At 59.5% G+C, this 16,260-nt stretch carries 15 protein-coding genes; 8 read left to right on the forward strand and 7 right to left on the reverse strand.

Annotation, left to right across the window (positions count from 1 at the left end; genetic code table 11):
• The first annotated feature begins 256 nt into the window (after positions 1-256).
• Positions 257-559: a hypothetical protein gene (locus tag IFT59_RS14170; protein ID WP_192087283.1), complete on the forward strand. Its 303-nt coding sequence runs from the start codon at positions 257-259 to the stop codon at positions 557-559.
• A gap of 465 nt (positions 560-1,024) precedes the next feature.
• Complete coding sequence (locus tag IFT59_RS14175; RefSeq protein WP_062459479.1) at positions 1,025-1,846, forward strand: DUF1206 domain-containing protein; 822 nt, start codon at positions 1,025-1,027, stop codon at positions 1,844-1,846.
• A 157-nt stretch (positions 1,847-2,003) separates the two neighbouring features.
• Here the strand turns inward: IFT59_RS14175 and IFT59_RS14180 are convergent, their stop codons facing one another.
• Positions 2,004-4,097: a catalase gene (locus IFT59_RS14180; protein WP_192087284.1), complete on the reverse strand. Its 2,094-nt coding sequence runs from the start codon at positions 4,095-4,097 to the stop codon at positions 2,004-2,006.
• A gap of 753 nt (positions 4,098-4,850) precedes the next feature.
• Between IFT59_RS14180 and IFT59_RS14185 the strand changes: the two genes are divergently transcribed.
• The 5 genes from IFT59_RS14185 to IFT59_RS14205 all read left to right on the forward strand — a co-directional run bounded on the left by IFT59_RS14185 (position 4,851) and on the right by IFT59_RS14205 (position 11,331).
• Positions 4,851-6,050 (forward strand): efflux RND transporter periplasmic adaptor subunit, encoded by a 1,200-nt coding sequence (locus IFT59_RS14185; protein WP_192087285.1) that lies wholly within the window; start codon positions 4,851-4,853, stop codon positions 6,048-6,050.
• A 12-nt stretch (positions 6,051-6,062) separates the two neighbouring features.
• The gene (locus IFT59_RS14190; protein WP_192087286.1) at positions 6,063-9,197 is read left to right on the forward strand and encodes an efflux RND transporter permease subunit; all 3,135 of its coding nucleotides are present in this window, start codon (positions 6,063-6,065) and stop codon (positions 9,195-9,197) included.
• 26 nt (positions 9,198-9,223) lie between these two features.
• Positions 9,224-9,835, forward strand: a complete 612-nt coding sequence (locus tag IFT59_RS14195) for a TetR family transcriptional regulator (RefSeq protein ID WP_062459490.1) — start codon at positions 9,224-9,226, stop codon at positions 9,833-9,835.
• Positions 9,836-9,840: 5 nt separating this feature from the next.
• Positions 9,841-10,386 (forward strand): RNase H family protein, encoded by a 546-nt coding sequence (locus IFT59_RS14200; RefSeq protein ID WP_342366103.1) that lies wholly within the window; start codon positions 9,841-9,843, stop codon positions 10,384-10,386.
• Between the two features lie 189 nt (positions 10,387-10,575).
• Complete coding sequence (locus tag IFT59_RS14205; RefSeq protein ID WP_249407596.1) at positions 10,576-11,331, forward strand: outer membrane protein; 756 nt, start codon at positions 10,576-10,578, stop codon at positions 11,329-11,331.
• 54 nt (positions 11,332-11,385) lie between these two features.
• Here IFT59_RS14205 and IFT59_RS14210 read toward each other — a convergent pair whose 3' ends face one another.
• From IFT59_RS14210 to IFT59_RS14235, 6 genes are all read right to left on the reverse strand, one after another.
• Complete coding sequence (locus IFT59_RS14210; protein WP_156461778.1) at positions 11,386-11,523, reverse strand: hypothetical protein; 138 nt, start codon at positions 11,521-11,523, stop codon at positions 11,386-11,388.
• Between the two features lie 24 nt (positions 11,524-11,547).
• The gene (locus tag IFT59_RS14215; protein WP_156461777.1) at positions 11,548-11,697 is read right to left on the reverse strand and encodes a hypothetical protein; all 150 of its coding nucleotides are present in this window, start codon (positions 11,695-11,697) and stop codon (positions 11,548-11,550) included.
• A 10-nt stretch (positions 11,698-11,707) separates the two neighbouring features.
• The gene (locus IFT59_RS14220) at positions 11,708-11,893 is read right to left on the reverse strand and encodes a hypothetical protein (RefSeq protein ID WP_192087287.1); all 186 of its coding nucleotides are present in this window, start codon (positions 11,891-11,893) and stop codon (positions 11,708-11,710) included.
• The gene (locus tag IFT59_RS14225) at positions 11,890-12,060 is read right to left on the reverse strand and encodes a hypothetical protein (protein ID WP_156461775.1); all 171 of its coding nucleotides are present in this window, start codon (positions 12,058-12,060) and stop codon (positions 11,890-11,892) included. The genes IFT59_RS14220 and IFT59_RS14225 overlap by 4 nt, the downstream gene beginning before the upstream one ends.
• 184 nt (positions 12,061-12,244) lie before the next feature.
• On the reverse strand, positions 12,245-13,321 hold the full coding sequence (locus tag IFT59_RS14230; protein ID WP_192087288.1) for a catalase family protein: 1,077 nt from the start codon (positions 13,319-13,321) through the stop codon (positions 12,245-12,247).
• 116 nt (positions 13,322-13,437) lie between these two features.
• On the reverse strand, positions 13,438-14,007 hold the full coding sequence (locus IFT59_RS14235; protein ID WP_062459496.1) for a type 1 glutamine amidotransferase domain-containing protein: 570 nt from the start codon (positions 14,005-14,007) through the stop codon (positions 13,438-13,440).
• A 498-nt stretch (positions 14,008-14,505) separates the two neighbouring features.
• On the opposite strand from IFT59_RS14235, the gene IFT59_RS14240 reads away from it, so the two are divergent.
• A complete protein-coding gene (locus IFT59_RS14240; protein ID WP_192087289.1) occupies positions 14,506-16,203 on the forward strand; it encodes an FAD/NAD(P)-binding protein in 1,698 nt (565 codons plus the stop codon).
• Positions 16,204-16,260: the final 57 nt, after the last annotated feature.

Consider the following 16,260-nt stretch of genomic DNA (forward strand, 5'->3'; position numbering starts at 1 on the left):
AAACAGCGCACAGATCTTGATCGTCGTGCGGGATATTACCGGGACAACACCAAAGACCGATGCAGCGGAAACGAGCACTCGACTGACAACCATCTCATATGATCGGTTCGCGCCGATATTCCTGAGCGCCTCTCGCTTGCTGATCAGGCGATTTTCAGTAAGTGTAAATAACTGTAAATAAACGTAAATGTCAGATCCCTGATAGGAACCGCATGGAGCTTTTGCTGTTGTTCGCTTGCTATCAAAGGAGCTGACATTGAAATACTCTGCATACCTCGCGACAGGATTGGTCGGCATACTCGTGCTGACCGGGATCTCCACTGCCAATGCCCAGATGATGGGGGCGAAGCCGCTTTCCAAGGGTGACGTTCAGCTTGTCCAGAAGCAACAGGGCAAACAGCATATGCTCAAGGGCCACCGCGGTATGAAGGAACGCCGTCAGGGCTACCGGCGCCACAGCGACGGCTACTGGTACCCGCCCGCAGCATTCGCGTCTGAGGCTCCAAAGAAAAAACCAGGCCGATCCGACAAAGCTCCGTCACCGGTCAGAAAATTCTAGGAGAGAACGCGGCTCATGGGCACTCATCCTCAAGCCGTCAACGAGGTAGTGCCGCGTATTGTGCATAGCTGCACTGCAACATGCCGCCTTCCTACATTCGGATAAATGGAATATCCAGTCTTCCAACGAAGCAATGCACCTCCTCCCGCAGAGCTTCGTGTTCCAGGCGACCCACTCCTCCCAATGGGCGTCTGGCAGAACAGCGGCACTCCTCCTCCCAGCCGTTGTTCGATCTTTTCGAAAAGCCTGCCGCACCTCCTCCCGCGGCAGGCTTTTTCGTTTTGGGCGAGCCGTAAGGCGCGCTCGACTGGCCGGCACTTTGGCGCTGCAGCTTGCGCTTTGTGGCAAACAGGGGTGTGAACGAAGGCGATTCGGTTCTTCTTTGAGGTTCACCTGTAGTTTTCGACAACCTTATGCCGTACCGAGCGTTTCGATCCTTTACCGACGTCGTCCAGGGAGAAGCGCGTGCCGCAGGAATTTCGTTTCGAGATGCTAGCTAAGTTCGGTTATGCCGCGCGAGGTGTCGTTTTTCTTCTGGTTGCGGCGTTGGCGCTGTTCTCGAGCTTCGGCGGCGGTCGTCCCGAAAGCAAGTCGGCCATATCGTCGTTGCTGGATCAGCCGTTCGGCAAAGTGTGGGTCGGGATAATCGGCATCGGGCTTTTCTGTTTTGTGGCCTGGCGGCTTGCCCAGGCTCTGGCGGACAGTGACGGACATGGCAGCGATGCCAAAGGAATGGTCATTCGGGCGAGCCTTCTCGGCAGCGCCGTGACCTATGTCGGTCTCGGGATCTACGCAATCGGGCTTTCGGTCTTTTCGGGCGGCGGAGGCGGTGGTTCTGGAGAGAAGGGCCTGGCGACATGGATCATGTCCCAACCTTTCGGCTCCTACCTCGCCATCATCGCCGGCATTGGACTGTTCGCAGGAGGTGTCGTTACAATGATAAAGGGCCTGACGCGGAAATTCGAGAAGTATATCAGCATCCCGAGCAACGCCAGCTGGCTCACTTATGTCTGTGTATACGGTCTCGTCGCCCGCGGTGTCGTCTTTGCCGTTGTCGGCATCCTGTTTGCCTATGCCGGCTTCAAGGTCGATCCTGATCAAGCTGGCGGCATGGCTGACGCGATGGACTGGTTGAGCGAGCTGCCGGGCGGTGCGACCATCTTCATCGTCATCGCAGCCGGGCTCGCAGCGTTCGGTATCTATAACCTTGTCGCCGCAAGATACCGGACAGTCCGTGGCCCCTCCATGGCAGACGTCAAGCGCACTGTCAGCCGGCCCTTCAACTAGCCGATCGGGACCGTTGACTGGGATCCTGCACTCAGCTGGTCATCGAAATCGCGACCATCATAAACGCGTGAGGGGGTGGGAACGGTCCGTTCCCACCCCCTCATTTGCTATATCCGGCATGCCACGAAAGCAGTGACACGCCGGGCTATTTATTGCGTTAGGCGAGCATGCGCACCTTGGGTTCGCGATCCCAGTACCGCTTTGCAGCGGCCTTCAGGAAGCCGTCCATCCCGACAACACCGTCATCGGTTTCGACGCCGGCTTTCTGCAGCAGTGGCTGGGCCTCGTTCGTATGGCCGATAGCCTTGAGGTGGCCGAACGCATCCATCACCCACTGGACCGCTGCTGCTTCTCGGGTCAGCATGTCGCTGCCTTCCTTCGAGAGGAGAACCGCGACCGCGTCGAAGAGCTGTGACGGCGAACCGGCGAGCTGACCATCGGCTTTCGTTACGTTGCCGTCGGACAGTTTTGCCTTTCCGATCTTAGGCGCAACGACGAATGCGGTGGCGCCAGCCTGGCTGATGGCGTTCTTCAGATCACTCAATGCCTTCGCATCGGTGCCATCAGCAATAAGGATGCCGATCTTTCGACCCTTGACCGTCTCGACCATGTTCTTCTGGATCGACAGGGCTGGCGACGGATCGAGATCGACCGGTTCCCGTGCAGCCGGATTGGCAGCCGGAAGGTCGATTCCGAGACCATCGGCGACCCGCTGCGCCAACTCCTCGTCAACGTTCAGGAGATTACCAATAACGCGCGGCGGAACGTGATCGAACTCGACCTTGGAAAGCTCGAACACGAAAGACGACGCGATATGCGCTCGCTCGGACGCTGTCTGAGACTTCCAGAACATTCGTGCCTGGCTGTAATGGTCGGCAAAGAGCTCGGCGCGGACCCGCAGCTTGTCGCCCTGTTCCTGATCACCTGTCGCCCGTTCGAACGACCGGAAGCCAGTTGCGGGACACTCGCGTGGGCCGCCTTCTTCTCCAGCCATTGAGAGGCTGTTGGGTTCGTAATTGGCACGACCCTTCGGAACGCTCATCTGCATCATGCCGTCACGCTGGAAATTCTGCATGGGGCACTTCGGCGCGTTGATCGGCAGCTGATGGAAATTGGCCGTGCCGAGACGCGATTTCTGGGTATCCAGATAGGAGAACAACCGGCCTTGCAAAAGCGGATCGTTGGAGAAGTCGATTCCCGGGACGACGTTCGACGGCAGGAAAGCCACCTGTTCCGTTTCGGCGAAGAAGTTATCGGGGTTGCGATCAAGCACAAGCCGACCGACGATCTTGACCGGCAAAATCTCTTCCGGGATGATCTTGGTGGAGTCGAGCACGTCGTAGGGGAGCTTGCTTGCGAATTCCTCGTCGAAAAGCTGAACGCCGAGCTCCCATTCCGGAAAGTCACCACTGTCGATGGCTTCCCAGAGATCGCGACGGTGGTAGTCGTTGTCGGCGGCCTGAAGCTTGAGCGCCTCATCCCAGATCGTCGACTGAACGCCGAGCTTCGGCTTCCAGTGGAACTTCACGAAGGTCGACTTGCCCTCTTCGTTGACGAAGCGGAACGTATGAATGCCAAAGCCCTGCATCATGCGCAGCGAGCGCGGAATGCCACGGTCCGACATGGCCCATAGAAGCATGTGGGTGGTCTCAGGCATCAGCGACGCGAAATCCCAGAAGGTACCGTGCGCGCTGCCGGCCTGCGGATAGGCGCGGTCAGCTTCCATTTTCACCGAGTGAATGAGATCGGGAAACTTGATTGCATCCTGGATAAAGAAGACCGGAATGTTGTTGCCGACCAGATCCCAGTTGCCTTCCTGCGTGTAGAATTTGACGGCGAAGCCGCGAACGTCGCGAGGGGTATCGACAGAGCCAGCGCCGCCTGCAACGGTCGAGAAGCGGACGAAAACCGGAACCTTGTCCCCTACACGCTGAAACACGTCGGCTTTTGTCACGTCACTGAGGGATTCCGTGAGCTCAAAGTAACCGTGTGCGGCAGAGCCTCTGGCATGCACGATGCGCTCAGGGATGCGTTCGTGGTCGAAATGAAAGATTTTCTCGCGGAGAACGAAGTCCTCAAGCAAGCTCGGACCGCGATTGCCGGATTTGAGACTGTTCTGATTGTCGGAGATCCGAACGCCGTGGTTTGTCGTCAGGTGGGCCTGAGCAGGATGCGAGCCATCGGACGGAACATGCTGGTGGGTCTCGCCGCCTTCACCGCGGTCCGTATCGTATGTCGTCGGGTCAGCCATTGGATGGTCCTTTGCTCGAATTCAATCCAGCAACAGATATGCCCGCGCGACGCTGCGGCAAGCGTCCGTCGGAGAGATTATCTAAGGGATTGCTTTCAAAGCTGCAGGTCAGGCACCGGAGGTGGCTGTGGGCTGAGCTCCCGAGAGTGGTCAGTAAAGGCGTCTCGTAGTCCGCTGTGCCGGCATTCGTGGCCTGACCGGCGTTCGATGAGGCGCTGCGGTGACGCGGTTCCGGCGGGGAGAGATGCCTATCCCACGCAGAACTTTCCCGATTGCTCTCGTAGCAAAGCAAGCCCTTGCTCTGTCACGAGGTTCATCCTCGGGTTTCCGCGGCGCCCCGCGAAAAGGTCCGGATACTGGGATGACGTGACAAGTCTCACTTCCGTTCGCGGCAGCTTCTGCAGGTGAACACTTGCACCCTTACGCGCAATATCGACTCCCAGCGCACGAAGCGCATCAGGTGCCGCGATCCAAAGAGTGCCGCTGATGTTCAGCATCCGGATGGTGTGTCCATGGCAGGTCACGGTGTTCATCGTCCGTCCTCAGCCGTCGCGACGTCAGCCAGGCCGTCGCTCGAAATCGCAACGACGACGGCTTTCGACGGAGAAACAGGTGTATCTCCAACCGCTCCGAAAAATCCTGACAGCATCCGTAAATCCTTCGTGAACCACCGATTATGTGCATTGCACAAAACTAGACGCCGGTTATATACGTGCCCGACTGTATGTAAACTATTCTTGTGCGGAGCACTCGATGCCTAAGGCGTTGCGATCTATCCTGACCATCACTTGCCTCCTCGCCCTCGTCGGGTGCCAGAAGGAAGAAGCCGCAGCACCTCCGGCGCCGCCTCCATCGCCCGTTGGCGTGGTGACGGTGCAGCCCGAGACCTTGCCGATTACCAGCGATCTGCCCGGCCGTATCGCTCCGACCCGTCTCGCCGAGGTGCGCCCGCGTATCTCCGGGATCATCGTCGAGCGCGTCTTCGAACAGGGATCCATCGTCAAGGCGGGCGACGTGCTTTACCGCATCGACCCGGCACCGTTCCAGGTTCAGGTCGACAGCGCGCAGGCCACGCTTCGGAGTGCGCAGGCAGCGCAGATGCAGGCTCGCCAGACCGCCGATCGTCAGACCCAGCTCAGCAAATCGAACGTCGCCACTCGCCAGGACCTCGATACCGCGATCTCTGCACTGGCGCAGGCGGACGCTCAAGTCGCCGTCGCCCAGGCCGGCCTTGCCCAGGCCGAGCTCAGCCTGCAATACGCCAATGTCACGGCACCAATCAGCGGCCGCATCGGCCGTGCGCTGATCACGGAAGGCGCCCTGGTCAGCTCGACTGGCTCTGAAAACCTCGCGACCATCCAGCAGCTCGACCCGATCTATGCGGACTTCACCCAACCGGCCGCCGATCTGATCCGCCTGCGCAAGGCGCTGCAGGACGGCAAGCTGATGACGGGACCGAACGAGGCGAACGCCTATCTCATGCTCGACGACGGCACCAAATACCCGGAAACGGGCCGTTTGCTGTTTTCGGAAGCAGCGGTCGATGAAACCACCGGGCAGGTGACCCTGCGCGGTGAATTCCCCAATACCAATGGGGATCTCCTGCCGGGCATGTATGTCCGCGTGCAGATCGAGGAAGGTCTTGAGCGCGATGCCTTCGCCGTGCCGCAGCAGGCCCTGCAGCGCGATTCCGGAGGCCAGGCGAGCGTGCTCGTGGTCGGCGCCGAAGACAAGGTCGAGCAGCGCCGCGTTACCGTGGGGCGTGCGCTTGGCGAACGCTGGGTCATCTCGCAAGGCTTGAAGGCCGGCGATCGCGTGATTGCCGAGGGGTTCCAGAAGACGGCCCCCGGCGCCACCGTCAAGCCTGAGCCTTGGTCCGCGGACAAGCCGGCGACGGAGCAGTCGGCGCAAGGCGACGCCAATGCCGCTCCCGCAGAGCCGGCGAAGCAGTAAGGACCAGGTCACATGGCAAGTTTCTTTATCGACCGGCCGATCTTCGCTTGGGTCGTCGCAATCTTCATCATGCTCGCAGGCGTGCTGACCATCCCGATGCTGCCGATCGCGCAGTATCCGAATGTCGCGCCCCCGCAGATCACCGTCTCCACCAACTATCCCGGCGCTTCCCCTGACGATATCTACCAGGGCGTGACGCGTCCGATCGAAGAAGAACTGAACGGCGTTCCCGGGCTGATCTATTTCGAATCGACGTCTGAATCGTCGGGCCGCGTGTCCATCAACGTCACCTTCGCACCCGGTACGAATATCGGCGAAGCGCAGGTCGAGGTGCAGAACCGCATCGCCCGCGCCGAACCCCGCCTGCCGGGCGCCGTCACATCGCAGGGCGTGCGCGTCGAGCAGGCAGGCACATCGTTCCTCATGGTCGTGTCGCTGACCTCCACGGACGGCAATACTGACGTCATTGGTCTCGGCGACTACCTGAACCGCAACGTGCTTGGCGAGATCCGCCGCGTGCCCGGTGTCGGCAGCGCGCAGCTGTTCGCCACCCAGCGCTCCATGCGGATCTGGATGGATCCCGACAAGATGGTCGGCCTCAAGCTGACGGCCTCCGATGTTACGGCTGCGATCAGCGCCCAGAACGCCCAGGTTGCCGCCGGTCGTATCGGCGCGACGCCGAACCCGATCGGCCAGCAGATTTCCGCAACCATCAACGTCCAGGGACAGTTGACCAACCCCGAAGCGTTCGGAGCGATCGTTTTGCGTGCCAATCCCGATGGTTCGTCGGTGCGGTTGCGCGATGTCGCCCGCATCGAGGTCGGCGGCGAAAGCTACAACTTCTCCAGCCGCCTCAACGGCAAGCCAAGCGCTGCCATCGGCGTCCAGCTGTCGCCGACCGCCAATGCACTCGATACGGCGAAAGGCGTGCGCGCGGTCATGACCGAGCTGCAGCAGTATTTCCCGTCCGGCATCGAATACGAGATCCCGTACGATACCAGCCCGTTCGTGGAAGTCTCGATCGAGAAGGTCATCCATACGCTGATCGAGGCGATGATCCTCGTCTTCGTGGTGATGTACGTCTTCCTTCAGAACATCCGCTACACGCTGATCCCGACACTGGTCGTCCCGGTGGCGCTGCTTGGCACCTGTGCGGTGATGTATGTCTCCGGCTTCTCCATCAATGTGCTCACCATGTTTGCGATGGTGCTCGCGATCGGCATTCTCGTCGACGACGCCATCGTCGTCGTCGAAAACGTCGAGCGCATCATGGCGCAGGAAAAGCTGTCGCCGAAGGAAGCGACCCGCAAGGCGATGGGCCAGATTTCGGGCGCCATCATCGGCATCACGCTCGTCCTGAGTGCGGTGTTCATCCCGATGGCCTTCTTCCCCGGTGCGGTCGGAATCATCTATCAGCAGTTCTCGCTGACCATGGTGGTCTCGATCCTGTTCTCGGGTTTCCTTGCCCTGTCGCTCACGCCCGCACTGTGCGGTTCGTTCCTCAAGCCGATCATAGGCGATCACCACGAGAAAAAGGGCGTCTTCGGCATTTTCAACCGCGGTTTCGACAAGGCTTCGCATGGCTATTCCCGCACGGTCGGTGGCATCATCAAGCGATCCGGTCGCTTCATGGTCATCTACGTCGCGCTTCTCGTCGGCCTCGGCTGGGCCTATCTGCAGCTGCCGAGCTCGTTCCTGCCCAACGAAGACCAAGGCTTCCTGATCGTCGACGTTCAGGCACCGGCCGAGGCAAGCACCGACCGCACCACCGAGGTCGTCGCGCAGATCGAAAAGATCGCGCTCAGTGAAAAGGCCGTCGAGCGCATTATCGCCATCAACGGCTATTCCTTCTCCGGCAGCGGCCAGAATGCCGCGCTCGCCTTCATCACCCTGAAGGACTGGTCGGATCGCGGTCCCGAGGATTCGGCTGATGCGATCGCAAAGAGGATCAACGGCCAGATCTTCGGCATCCGCGATGCGATCGCGTTCTCGCTGTCGCCGCCGCCGATCCAGGGTCTCGGCAACTCGTCCGGCTTTACCTTCCGATTGCAGGATCGTGCCGGCAACGGCCAGACGGCACTTGGCGCGGCGCGCGACCAGTTGATGGCCGCAATCGCCAAGAGCCCGGTTCTCGCCGGCGTTCGCATCGAAGGCATGCCGGATGCAGCGCAGGTCAACCTTCTTATCGACCGCGAGAAGGCCAACACGTTCGGTGTCACGTTCGGTGACATCAACTCGACGATCACCGCAAACCTCGGCTCGTCCTATGTGAACGACTTCCCGAATGCGGGACGCATGCAGCGCGTGCAGGTTCAGGCCGACGGCAAGCAGCGCATGAAGACAGAAGACCTGCTGCGGCTCAACGTCCGCAACGCCAATGGCGGCATGGTGCCGATGGCCTCATTCGCGTCGGTCGAATGGGTCCGGGGCCCGTCGCAGGTTGTTGGCTATAACGGCTACCCGTCGATCCGCATCGCCGGCCAGGCAGCACCGGGCTTCTCCTCCGGTGACGCCATCACCGAGATGGAACGGCTTGCCGGCGAACTGCCGAACGGTTTCGGTTACGAATGGACCGGCCAGTCGCTGCAGGAAATCCAGTCGGGGTCGCAGGCACCCGCCCTGATCGCGCTCAGCGTGCTCTTCGTGTTCCTGCTGCTGGCAGCCTTGTACGAAAGCTGGTCGATCCCGATCTCGGTCATGCTCGTCGTGCCGCTCGGGGTCATCGGTTCGGTTGCGGCCGTCATGCTTCGGGGAATGTCGAATGACGTCTACTTCCTCGTGGGTCTGATCGCCATTATCGGTCTGTCGGCGAAGAACGCCATTCTGATCATCGAGTTCGCCAAGGACCTCCGCGCCGAAGGCCGCTCCACGTTTGATGCGACGGTCGAGGCAGCGCATCTGCGCTTCCGCCCGATCCTGATGACGTCGCTCGCCTTCACCCTCGGCGTCGTCCCGATGGCGATTGCCACCGGTGCCAGTGCTGCCAGTCAGAATGCGATCGGCACCGGCGTGCTCGGCGGGATGATCTCGGCGACCTTGCTGGCCATCTTCTTCGTTCCCGTGTTCTTCGTCTTCGTGATGAAAGTCTTCCGCGTGAAGGAGCCGAACCACGAAGCAGAAAAGGCAGCTCCCAAACCGGCGGAGTAGGGGAGAGCGGGAAGAGGAGGACAAGGATGAGACGAACGAAAGCCGAAGCGGCCGAGACGCGCTGTGCCGTCCTGACCGCAGCCGAGCAGCTTTTCTTCGAAAAAGGCGTCGCCAACAGTACTCTGGACGAAATCGCGGCTGCCGCTGGTGTCACACGTGGAGCGGTCTACTGGCACTTTGCCAGCAAGAGCGACCTGTTTCTCCAACTCTACAACGCGGCGCAGCTTCCCCGGGTCGACATGAGCGACGCTGCCGGCTCGGGTTGCGAGGATACTGATCCGATCTCGGCGGTGGAAACCATTGCTCTCGATTGGTTTGGGATGCTCGCAAGCGACGTTCAGCGGCAGCGGCTCCTCACGATCCTTCTGAGAACTAACTTCGAACATGAGTTCGAACCTGTCCTGCAGGAGATGGACGCCCTCAGCGCTGAGCACACTAAAAACATGGAGCGCATCTTTGCCAAGGCTGAAGACAAGGGACAGCTGTCACCCTTGTGGACTCCTGCCGCGTGCAGCCGCGCCGTGCACTGGCAGATGAAGGGTATCTGCTGGGAGTGGCTGCTGTTTGGCCGGAAGTTCGACCTCGTCATCCTGGGCGGAGACAGCGTCCGAAAGCTGTTCGCGACCTTCAGGCGCTAATCGTGATGGATGGGGCGAAATCGGCAGGCTCGGTCAAGCAAGTGGACAGTGTCGCCGGATCTGTCGATGCTATGCTTTCCCCGATGACCGATATCTTCCAGGTCTATTCCGACGGTTCGTTCGACGCCGCTTCCCGATCTGGCGGGTGGGCGATCGTCGCTTTCAAAGGCGACGTGCAGATCCATGTCGCCTCGGGGACGACGATCGGCAGCTCGAACAATTCGTTCGAGGTGCTGTCTGTCATGCGCGCGGCGTCTTGGCTTGAAGCCGAAGCGACGGGAATGGCTGCGGTGATCTGGACCGATTCCGCCCATGTCGTCGAAGGGTGCCATCGATGGCGGTTCATCTGGCGCGGCAACGGCTGGAAGCGGGTAAGATCAAACCCGCACGAACGTCGTCGGCCAATTCCGGATGCAGATGTATGGCGCGAACTGGACGCTTTCCTCGAGCGCAACCCGCTTGTTACAATTCAATTGTGCAAAGGGCATTCCGGAATCTCGGGAAATGAACAGGCCGATGCGGCAGCGAGATCCGCCTTGGGTCTGGGATAAGGCACGTTGCCGGCTCCCGAGCGCGAAAGACCTGCTGAACTTGACAGAAGTCATGTGGCGGACTTGCAACTGTGATTGTGCAGTCGCTACTGCAAGATCATCTTTATTAGCTCTTTCCGTTAGCAAACAGCGCGACTCTGATAGTGGATTGAATCACCGATCAGGCATCGGACCACTAAAGGATATGTCATGAACACTCTCTCAAAAGCCCTGGCCACCGTTCTCCTCGCCTCGGCAATCGCAGTCCCGGTGTCTGCCGCAGATCTCGCGCCCATGGAAACTCCGCTTGCCGCACCGGCGACGTCAGGTTTTTACTTTGGTTCGCTGAGCTCCGTAAACTTCCTTGACGATACAGGCTTTGATTTCGGCGCCGCGTCGGTGTCCACCGAGTATGATGTCGGCTACTACAGCGCACTGCGCGCCGGCTATAACTTCGGATCGATGGGCTTCGTTTCGCCGCGCCTCGAGCTTGAACTTGGTTACGGCAGCGCGTCTGTCGACGAACACAGCGTTTCCGGACTGGGCGGCGCTGGTGGTATCGACTCCTACGGCGACGCTCGCTCGTTCCAGGGCTATGTCAACGGCTATCTCGATATCCCGCTTGCAGCTGAAGGCGCAGTCAGCGCGATCACGCCTTACGTTGGCGGCGGTGCAGGTTTCATGAACCTGGAACTGCGCAAGCAGGGCGTCAGCGGAACCGGTACCGGCACGCTGATGGATGATTCCGACACCCAGTTCGCCTACCACCTTGATGCCGGCGTTGGCATCAATCTGCAGGCTATCGGTCTGTTCACGAACACGTCGCTGTTCGACAACACGACGTTCGATATCGGGTATCGTTTCACAGCTGCCGACGATTTCAACTTCGAGGCCCGCGACGGATCCACGTCGAGCACCGACTTCCGCAGCCATGCTGTGACATTCGGCCTGCGTCGCCAGTTTTGATCTGAGGGTCTGGCCGGTTTCGCGACCGGCCAGACCTATTCTGCTTGAGACGTTTCAGATCTCGCCCTCGGGCTTTTCGCCCTTGGCGTCTTCAAGGCCTTTTTCGGCCTTCTTCAGCAAATCCTCACGGTCCTTGTCGGCATTCTCGCTCGTGCGATCCGCATCGCTTCCGGTCTTTTTGTCGTCACTCATTTTATTCTCCTTCTGGTCAGAGATTCACGATGGCCAGATGGTCCAGAACATAATTCCGACCACCACGATGAACGACAGCGGCAGCGCCAGGAACCGCAGCATGCCAGTGCCTGTGTTGTCCCGGCCCAGCCAGGCAAACCACCAGTCCGGGCCTTGATTTCCGCTCTGTGACATCAGCGCCCCTTCACTTGGTTGTGCCGTATCCGGTCGTACCCGTTTTCTCCGAGGCGTCTTTGCGTTCCTGCTCCGGAGTTCGCGTCGTGTCGACGCTTTCCTTGAAGCGCTGGTGCCCATCATTTTCGATCAGCGTTTTGTCGGCGTCCTCGGTAACCGGTGGGTTCCTCACGGTCATTCCTTCCAGGCCTGTCACGACGAGCTCATGAGCCCGTAGATGACGATTGCGATATACAGGCTGAAGGCGCCGAGCACGTATATGCCAAGCACGACGATCACTCCGCGCCCTAACAGTCCCTTCTTCTTTCGGACTTCAGGCGGGTCTCTCATTTTGTCGATACTGGGTTCATCTTCGGGCTTCATCGCATTTCCTTTCATTCAAGGAGGCGAACAGTCCGCGAGCCGCATAGTTCCAGCCGTTTCGAGGCGCAGCAGAATGTGAGGACAATCCGTGCGGCCTATCCACCAGTGCCGTCTTCTTTTGAAATTTAAACGCAAAATTTCGGCGAGACGTCGATCTCGCCGAAATCCGGTGTTTACCCTGCGTTTACTGCTGCGGTTCGTGGAACGGACAGCCGTTGAACTTGGCTCTGAAGTCGGCAGAGTGGCGGTAGGTTTCGTTACGTGCCCGGTTGATGCCGCCGAGAGGCTGGTGATCTGCAAGGCCGGTCCAGACGCTGAACCGCATTTGCTCGTCGACTTTCTGCACCTTGGCGTCGCTCCAGCTATCCTGCGGAGCGGCGCTCAAAGTTGCAACGGTCACGAACGGAGCTTCGTCTTCCTTCCATTCTACGGTCGGATCCTCGATCGGTTGCGCTTCGATATCGCGACAAAGCTGGACCTGGAATTCCCACAGGCCTCGCGTTTCCTGCATTTCCGCCTGGACCGTCTCACGGATGGCGTTCTCGCGGACGCTGGCATCGATTTCGGTTCCGGTGCGCTTGGTCAGATCCGGTGAGATCGGCTTCACGCGGAACTTCGCGACGTAGTCACCATAGCGGAACGGGGTGACACTGAAATAGGTCTCGCCGAGCGGATCGACATTCGGCGCGCCGCCGAGCGACTGAATGGTGGGGCTCGTCACGCCGACGGCTTCGAGGCCCTTGTTGACGGTCTGAAGCACGCTGGACATCACGGTCTTTGTGCCTTCCATCTTGTCCGTGGTCTTGGCAAGGAGCTTGAGGCTGGAAAGAAACTTCTTGGGATCCGGCGTCTGGAAGACCGGGCCGTTGACCATCACGAAGTCCTGGTTAGTGCCGTCCGCGCCCGGCAGGCGAGAACCCTCGACGCCGACGACCTTGATCGCCAACCCGCGTGGAAGAGCAACAGCGTCGGGCAAGATGTCGCCGGCGTTTGTGGAAAGACGCATGTAGACCGGATGTTCGCCCGGTTTGGCAAACAGACCTTGCGCGAACTCGGGCGGCAGCCCGTCCTTGACGGTCATTGTACCCTCAAGGATGCCGTGTGCTTTTGCGTGCACGGACCGAACGGCATGGCCGTAATCCTCGGCAGTCTTTTCAAGAATGATGTCGAACTGATCGATCAGACCCGAGATCGTCTCGCGCTCATCAGGTTTGACTGTTTCGAGGTCTGGGGAATAACGGACGGGCGTGGCTGCAATCATCTGGCGCTCCTTCAAAATCGAAAAACGCCAGAATAGTGCTCCTGGTTCCAGCGCAAGCTAATATCCTCGCCGGCTGAGGATGCGGCCCATCGGGGAGCCGCATCCTGAGTAGTCACTCAGGCGCTACGGGCCTGCTGTGGGTGTTTGCCCTCTTCGAATTCCTCGACGATCTTCGCACAGAAAGCCGGCAAATCCTTCGGGGTGCGGCTCGTCACGAGCCCCTTGTCGACAACAACTTCCTTGTCGACCCAGATGCCACCAGCGTTCTCAATGTCCTTGCGAACTGTCGGATACGATGTCACCGTCCGGCCATTCAGGACGTCTGCTTCGACGAGAAGCCACGGTGCGTGACAGATGACGCCCACGGGTTTTGCCTGCTGGAAGAATGCGTGCACGAAGGCGATCGTCGCCTTGTCGGCTCTCAGCTTGTCGGCGCCCACGCATCCGCCCGGAATGACGAGGCCGTCGAACTCGTCAGCCGAGACATCACTGACCGTCTTGTCAACGGTATAGCTGCTCCCGGCGTCGAGGTCGTTGTTGTTCGTCTGGGCCTCGCCGCTTTCAAGGCCGATGACAGTGACCGTGGCACCGGCTGCCTCGACCGCGTCTTTCGGCTGCTTGAACTCGGGCTCTTCAGTGCCGCGCGGAGCGATAAGAATGGCGATTTTTTTGCCTTGAAGGGTCATCGTGTTTCCTCACTTTTCTTGATGTGGAGGAGCGTTAATGACGGTTGGCATGAAAAGTTTCATCCAGCCGAACACTTCGACTTGTCACCTTGCTCTGCCGCCAGTCGAAGTTTCCGGAGGCGCTCGCTTTTTTCCTCCCGACGTCGCCGTTCGTCATCTGCAGTCTCGCGCGCAACGGCATTGGTGTGCTCGAAGGCGGCCGCGCGTTCGCCCATGGTCAGCGTTCTCCTGATCCTTGAAACCATCGTATCCATCTCTGTGATTGCTTCCCCGATACATGGGACTCGTTGAGCGCCTCATCAACATGTTGCGCCTGTACGGTAGCGGACCGACACGACACGAAGGCACGCGGGACATCGCAGATCGCGGAGGAATCCCCATATCAGCAAGGTGAAACCCGGCTCGTTGCTGTTTGCTCACTCTGGACAGATGGGGAACATCTTTCGATGTCGGTTGTTCTGTCAATGTGCGCCGCTTTCCGCGGGGCAGGAGATTTAGATGCGTAAACGCGTAGCCATTATTGGATCGGGTCCGACAGCCATATTCGCACTGCAGGACCTTGTGAAATGCAGCGCCTCTCTGGATATTGCAATTTTCGAGCGAACCGACGTCGCCGGCAAGGGAACACCCTACCAGCGGGGCATCAACGACCTCGCGATGCTTTCGAATATACCGAGCATCGAGGTGCCGGCTCTGCCGGTGATGCTCCACGACTGGCTGGCACTCCAGTCCGACGAGTACCTGAACGAGATTGGTGTTGCTCGCTCGGAAATCACAGACCGTGCATTCTATCCGCGTGTCGTGGTTGGCGATTATTTCAGATCTCAGTTCGACGCGATCATAGACGCATCGCGGGCCTCCAGGCATACGGTCGACGTGTTTGAGAACGCAGCCGTCGACGACGTTCAGCCTGTCGGTGATCAGTTCAAATTGTGCCTGAGCCCTGAACACGGCGGCGCAGAGGCGCTGTTCGATTACGTCGTCATTGCGACCGGACATAGCTTTCCGTCCGAACCTGAGACGTCGCCCGGCTACTTCGAGGCGCCATGGCCCGCAACCGCATTGCAGAGCATCCCGAGCGGCAAGATCGGAATCTTGGGGACTTCGCTGAGTGCGATCGATGCCGTCATGACGGTCGCGACCAAGTTCGGTGAATTCACCAAAAGCAAGGGTGGCGAACTGAAGTACTCCGTCAACGCGAACGGCCAGGCTCTTGATATCGTGATGATGTCGCGCAAGGGTCTTCTTCCGGAAGCCGATTTCTATTTTCCGATCCCCTATCTTGAGCCGAAGATCTGCACGCAGCAGGCGGTCGATGACCGCATCGCGCTTGGCAGCAGCGGACTGCTCGATGACATTTTCGAGCTGTTTCGCCAGGAACTTGCTGTTGCCGATTCGGACTACTCCAAGGCCATCGATCTAGACGGCTTGACCGTCGACACGTTCGCCGTTGCGTATTACGGGGTTCGCGACAAGGAAGACCCCTTCGAATGGGCGGCGTCCAACCTCGCCGAAGCCAAGCGGAATTATGCCCAGAAGCACACTGTTCCGTGGCGCTACGCCATTCTCATTACCCATGAGATCATCGAGACGGCGGTCGGCTTTATGAACGCTGACGACCTTGGCCGGTTCAACCGGAACTTCAAGAGCATTTTCGCCGACGACTATGCGACCGTTCCGCACCTGTCGATCGAGCGCCTACTTGCGCTTCATCGGAGCGGTTGTCTTGGTATCGTCGCCCTTGGCGATGACTCGGAGATCGTGAAAGAAGGTCTTGAACGGGGCGCTACTGTCGAAATCGCCGGTACCACGTTGCGCTTCGATACGTTTATCGACGCCACGGGCCAGAAAACTCTGTCGGCGACCGACCTGCCATTCCCATGCCTCATCGAACGAGGGCTGATATCCGAGGCAAAGACGATGACAGCTGTCGGCAATCACCGCCGTACGGGCGGGATTGACGTGGACGACCAGTGCCGACCGCTGATCGCGGGCGTGCGACCGGTGAGGCGACTGTACGTTCCGGCTGTCTCATATCTTCTCCACAAACGTCCGTTCATCCAGGGCATCACAAGTGCTGCCGAACTCGGACAGATCGTTGCAGCATCCATCATTGCCGAGGTGACAAGACCGGTCCGCAGCCGCCGCGTCAGGTCATCCGCTCGTGCACAGGCGCCGGCTGAGATCGCAGCGTAGGATCTGCGTGCTAGTGAGCGTTGGTCGACTGAAGTGATAATCCCGCCTCTCGAGGCG

The sequence above is a fragment of the Rhizobium sp. CFBP 8752 genome (assembly GCF_014842035.1).
Taxonomy (GTDB): Bacteria; Pseudomonadota; Alphaproteobacteria; order Rhizobiales; family Rhizobiaceae; genus Neorhizobium; species Neorhizobium soli.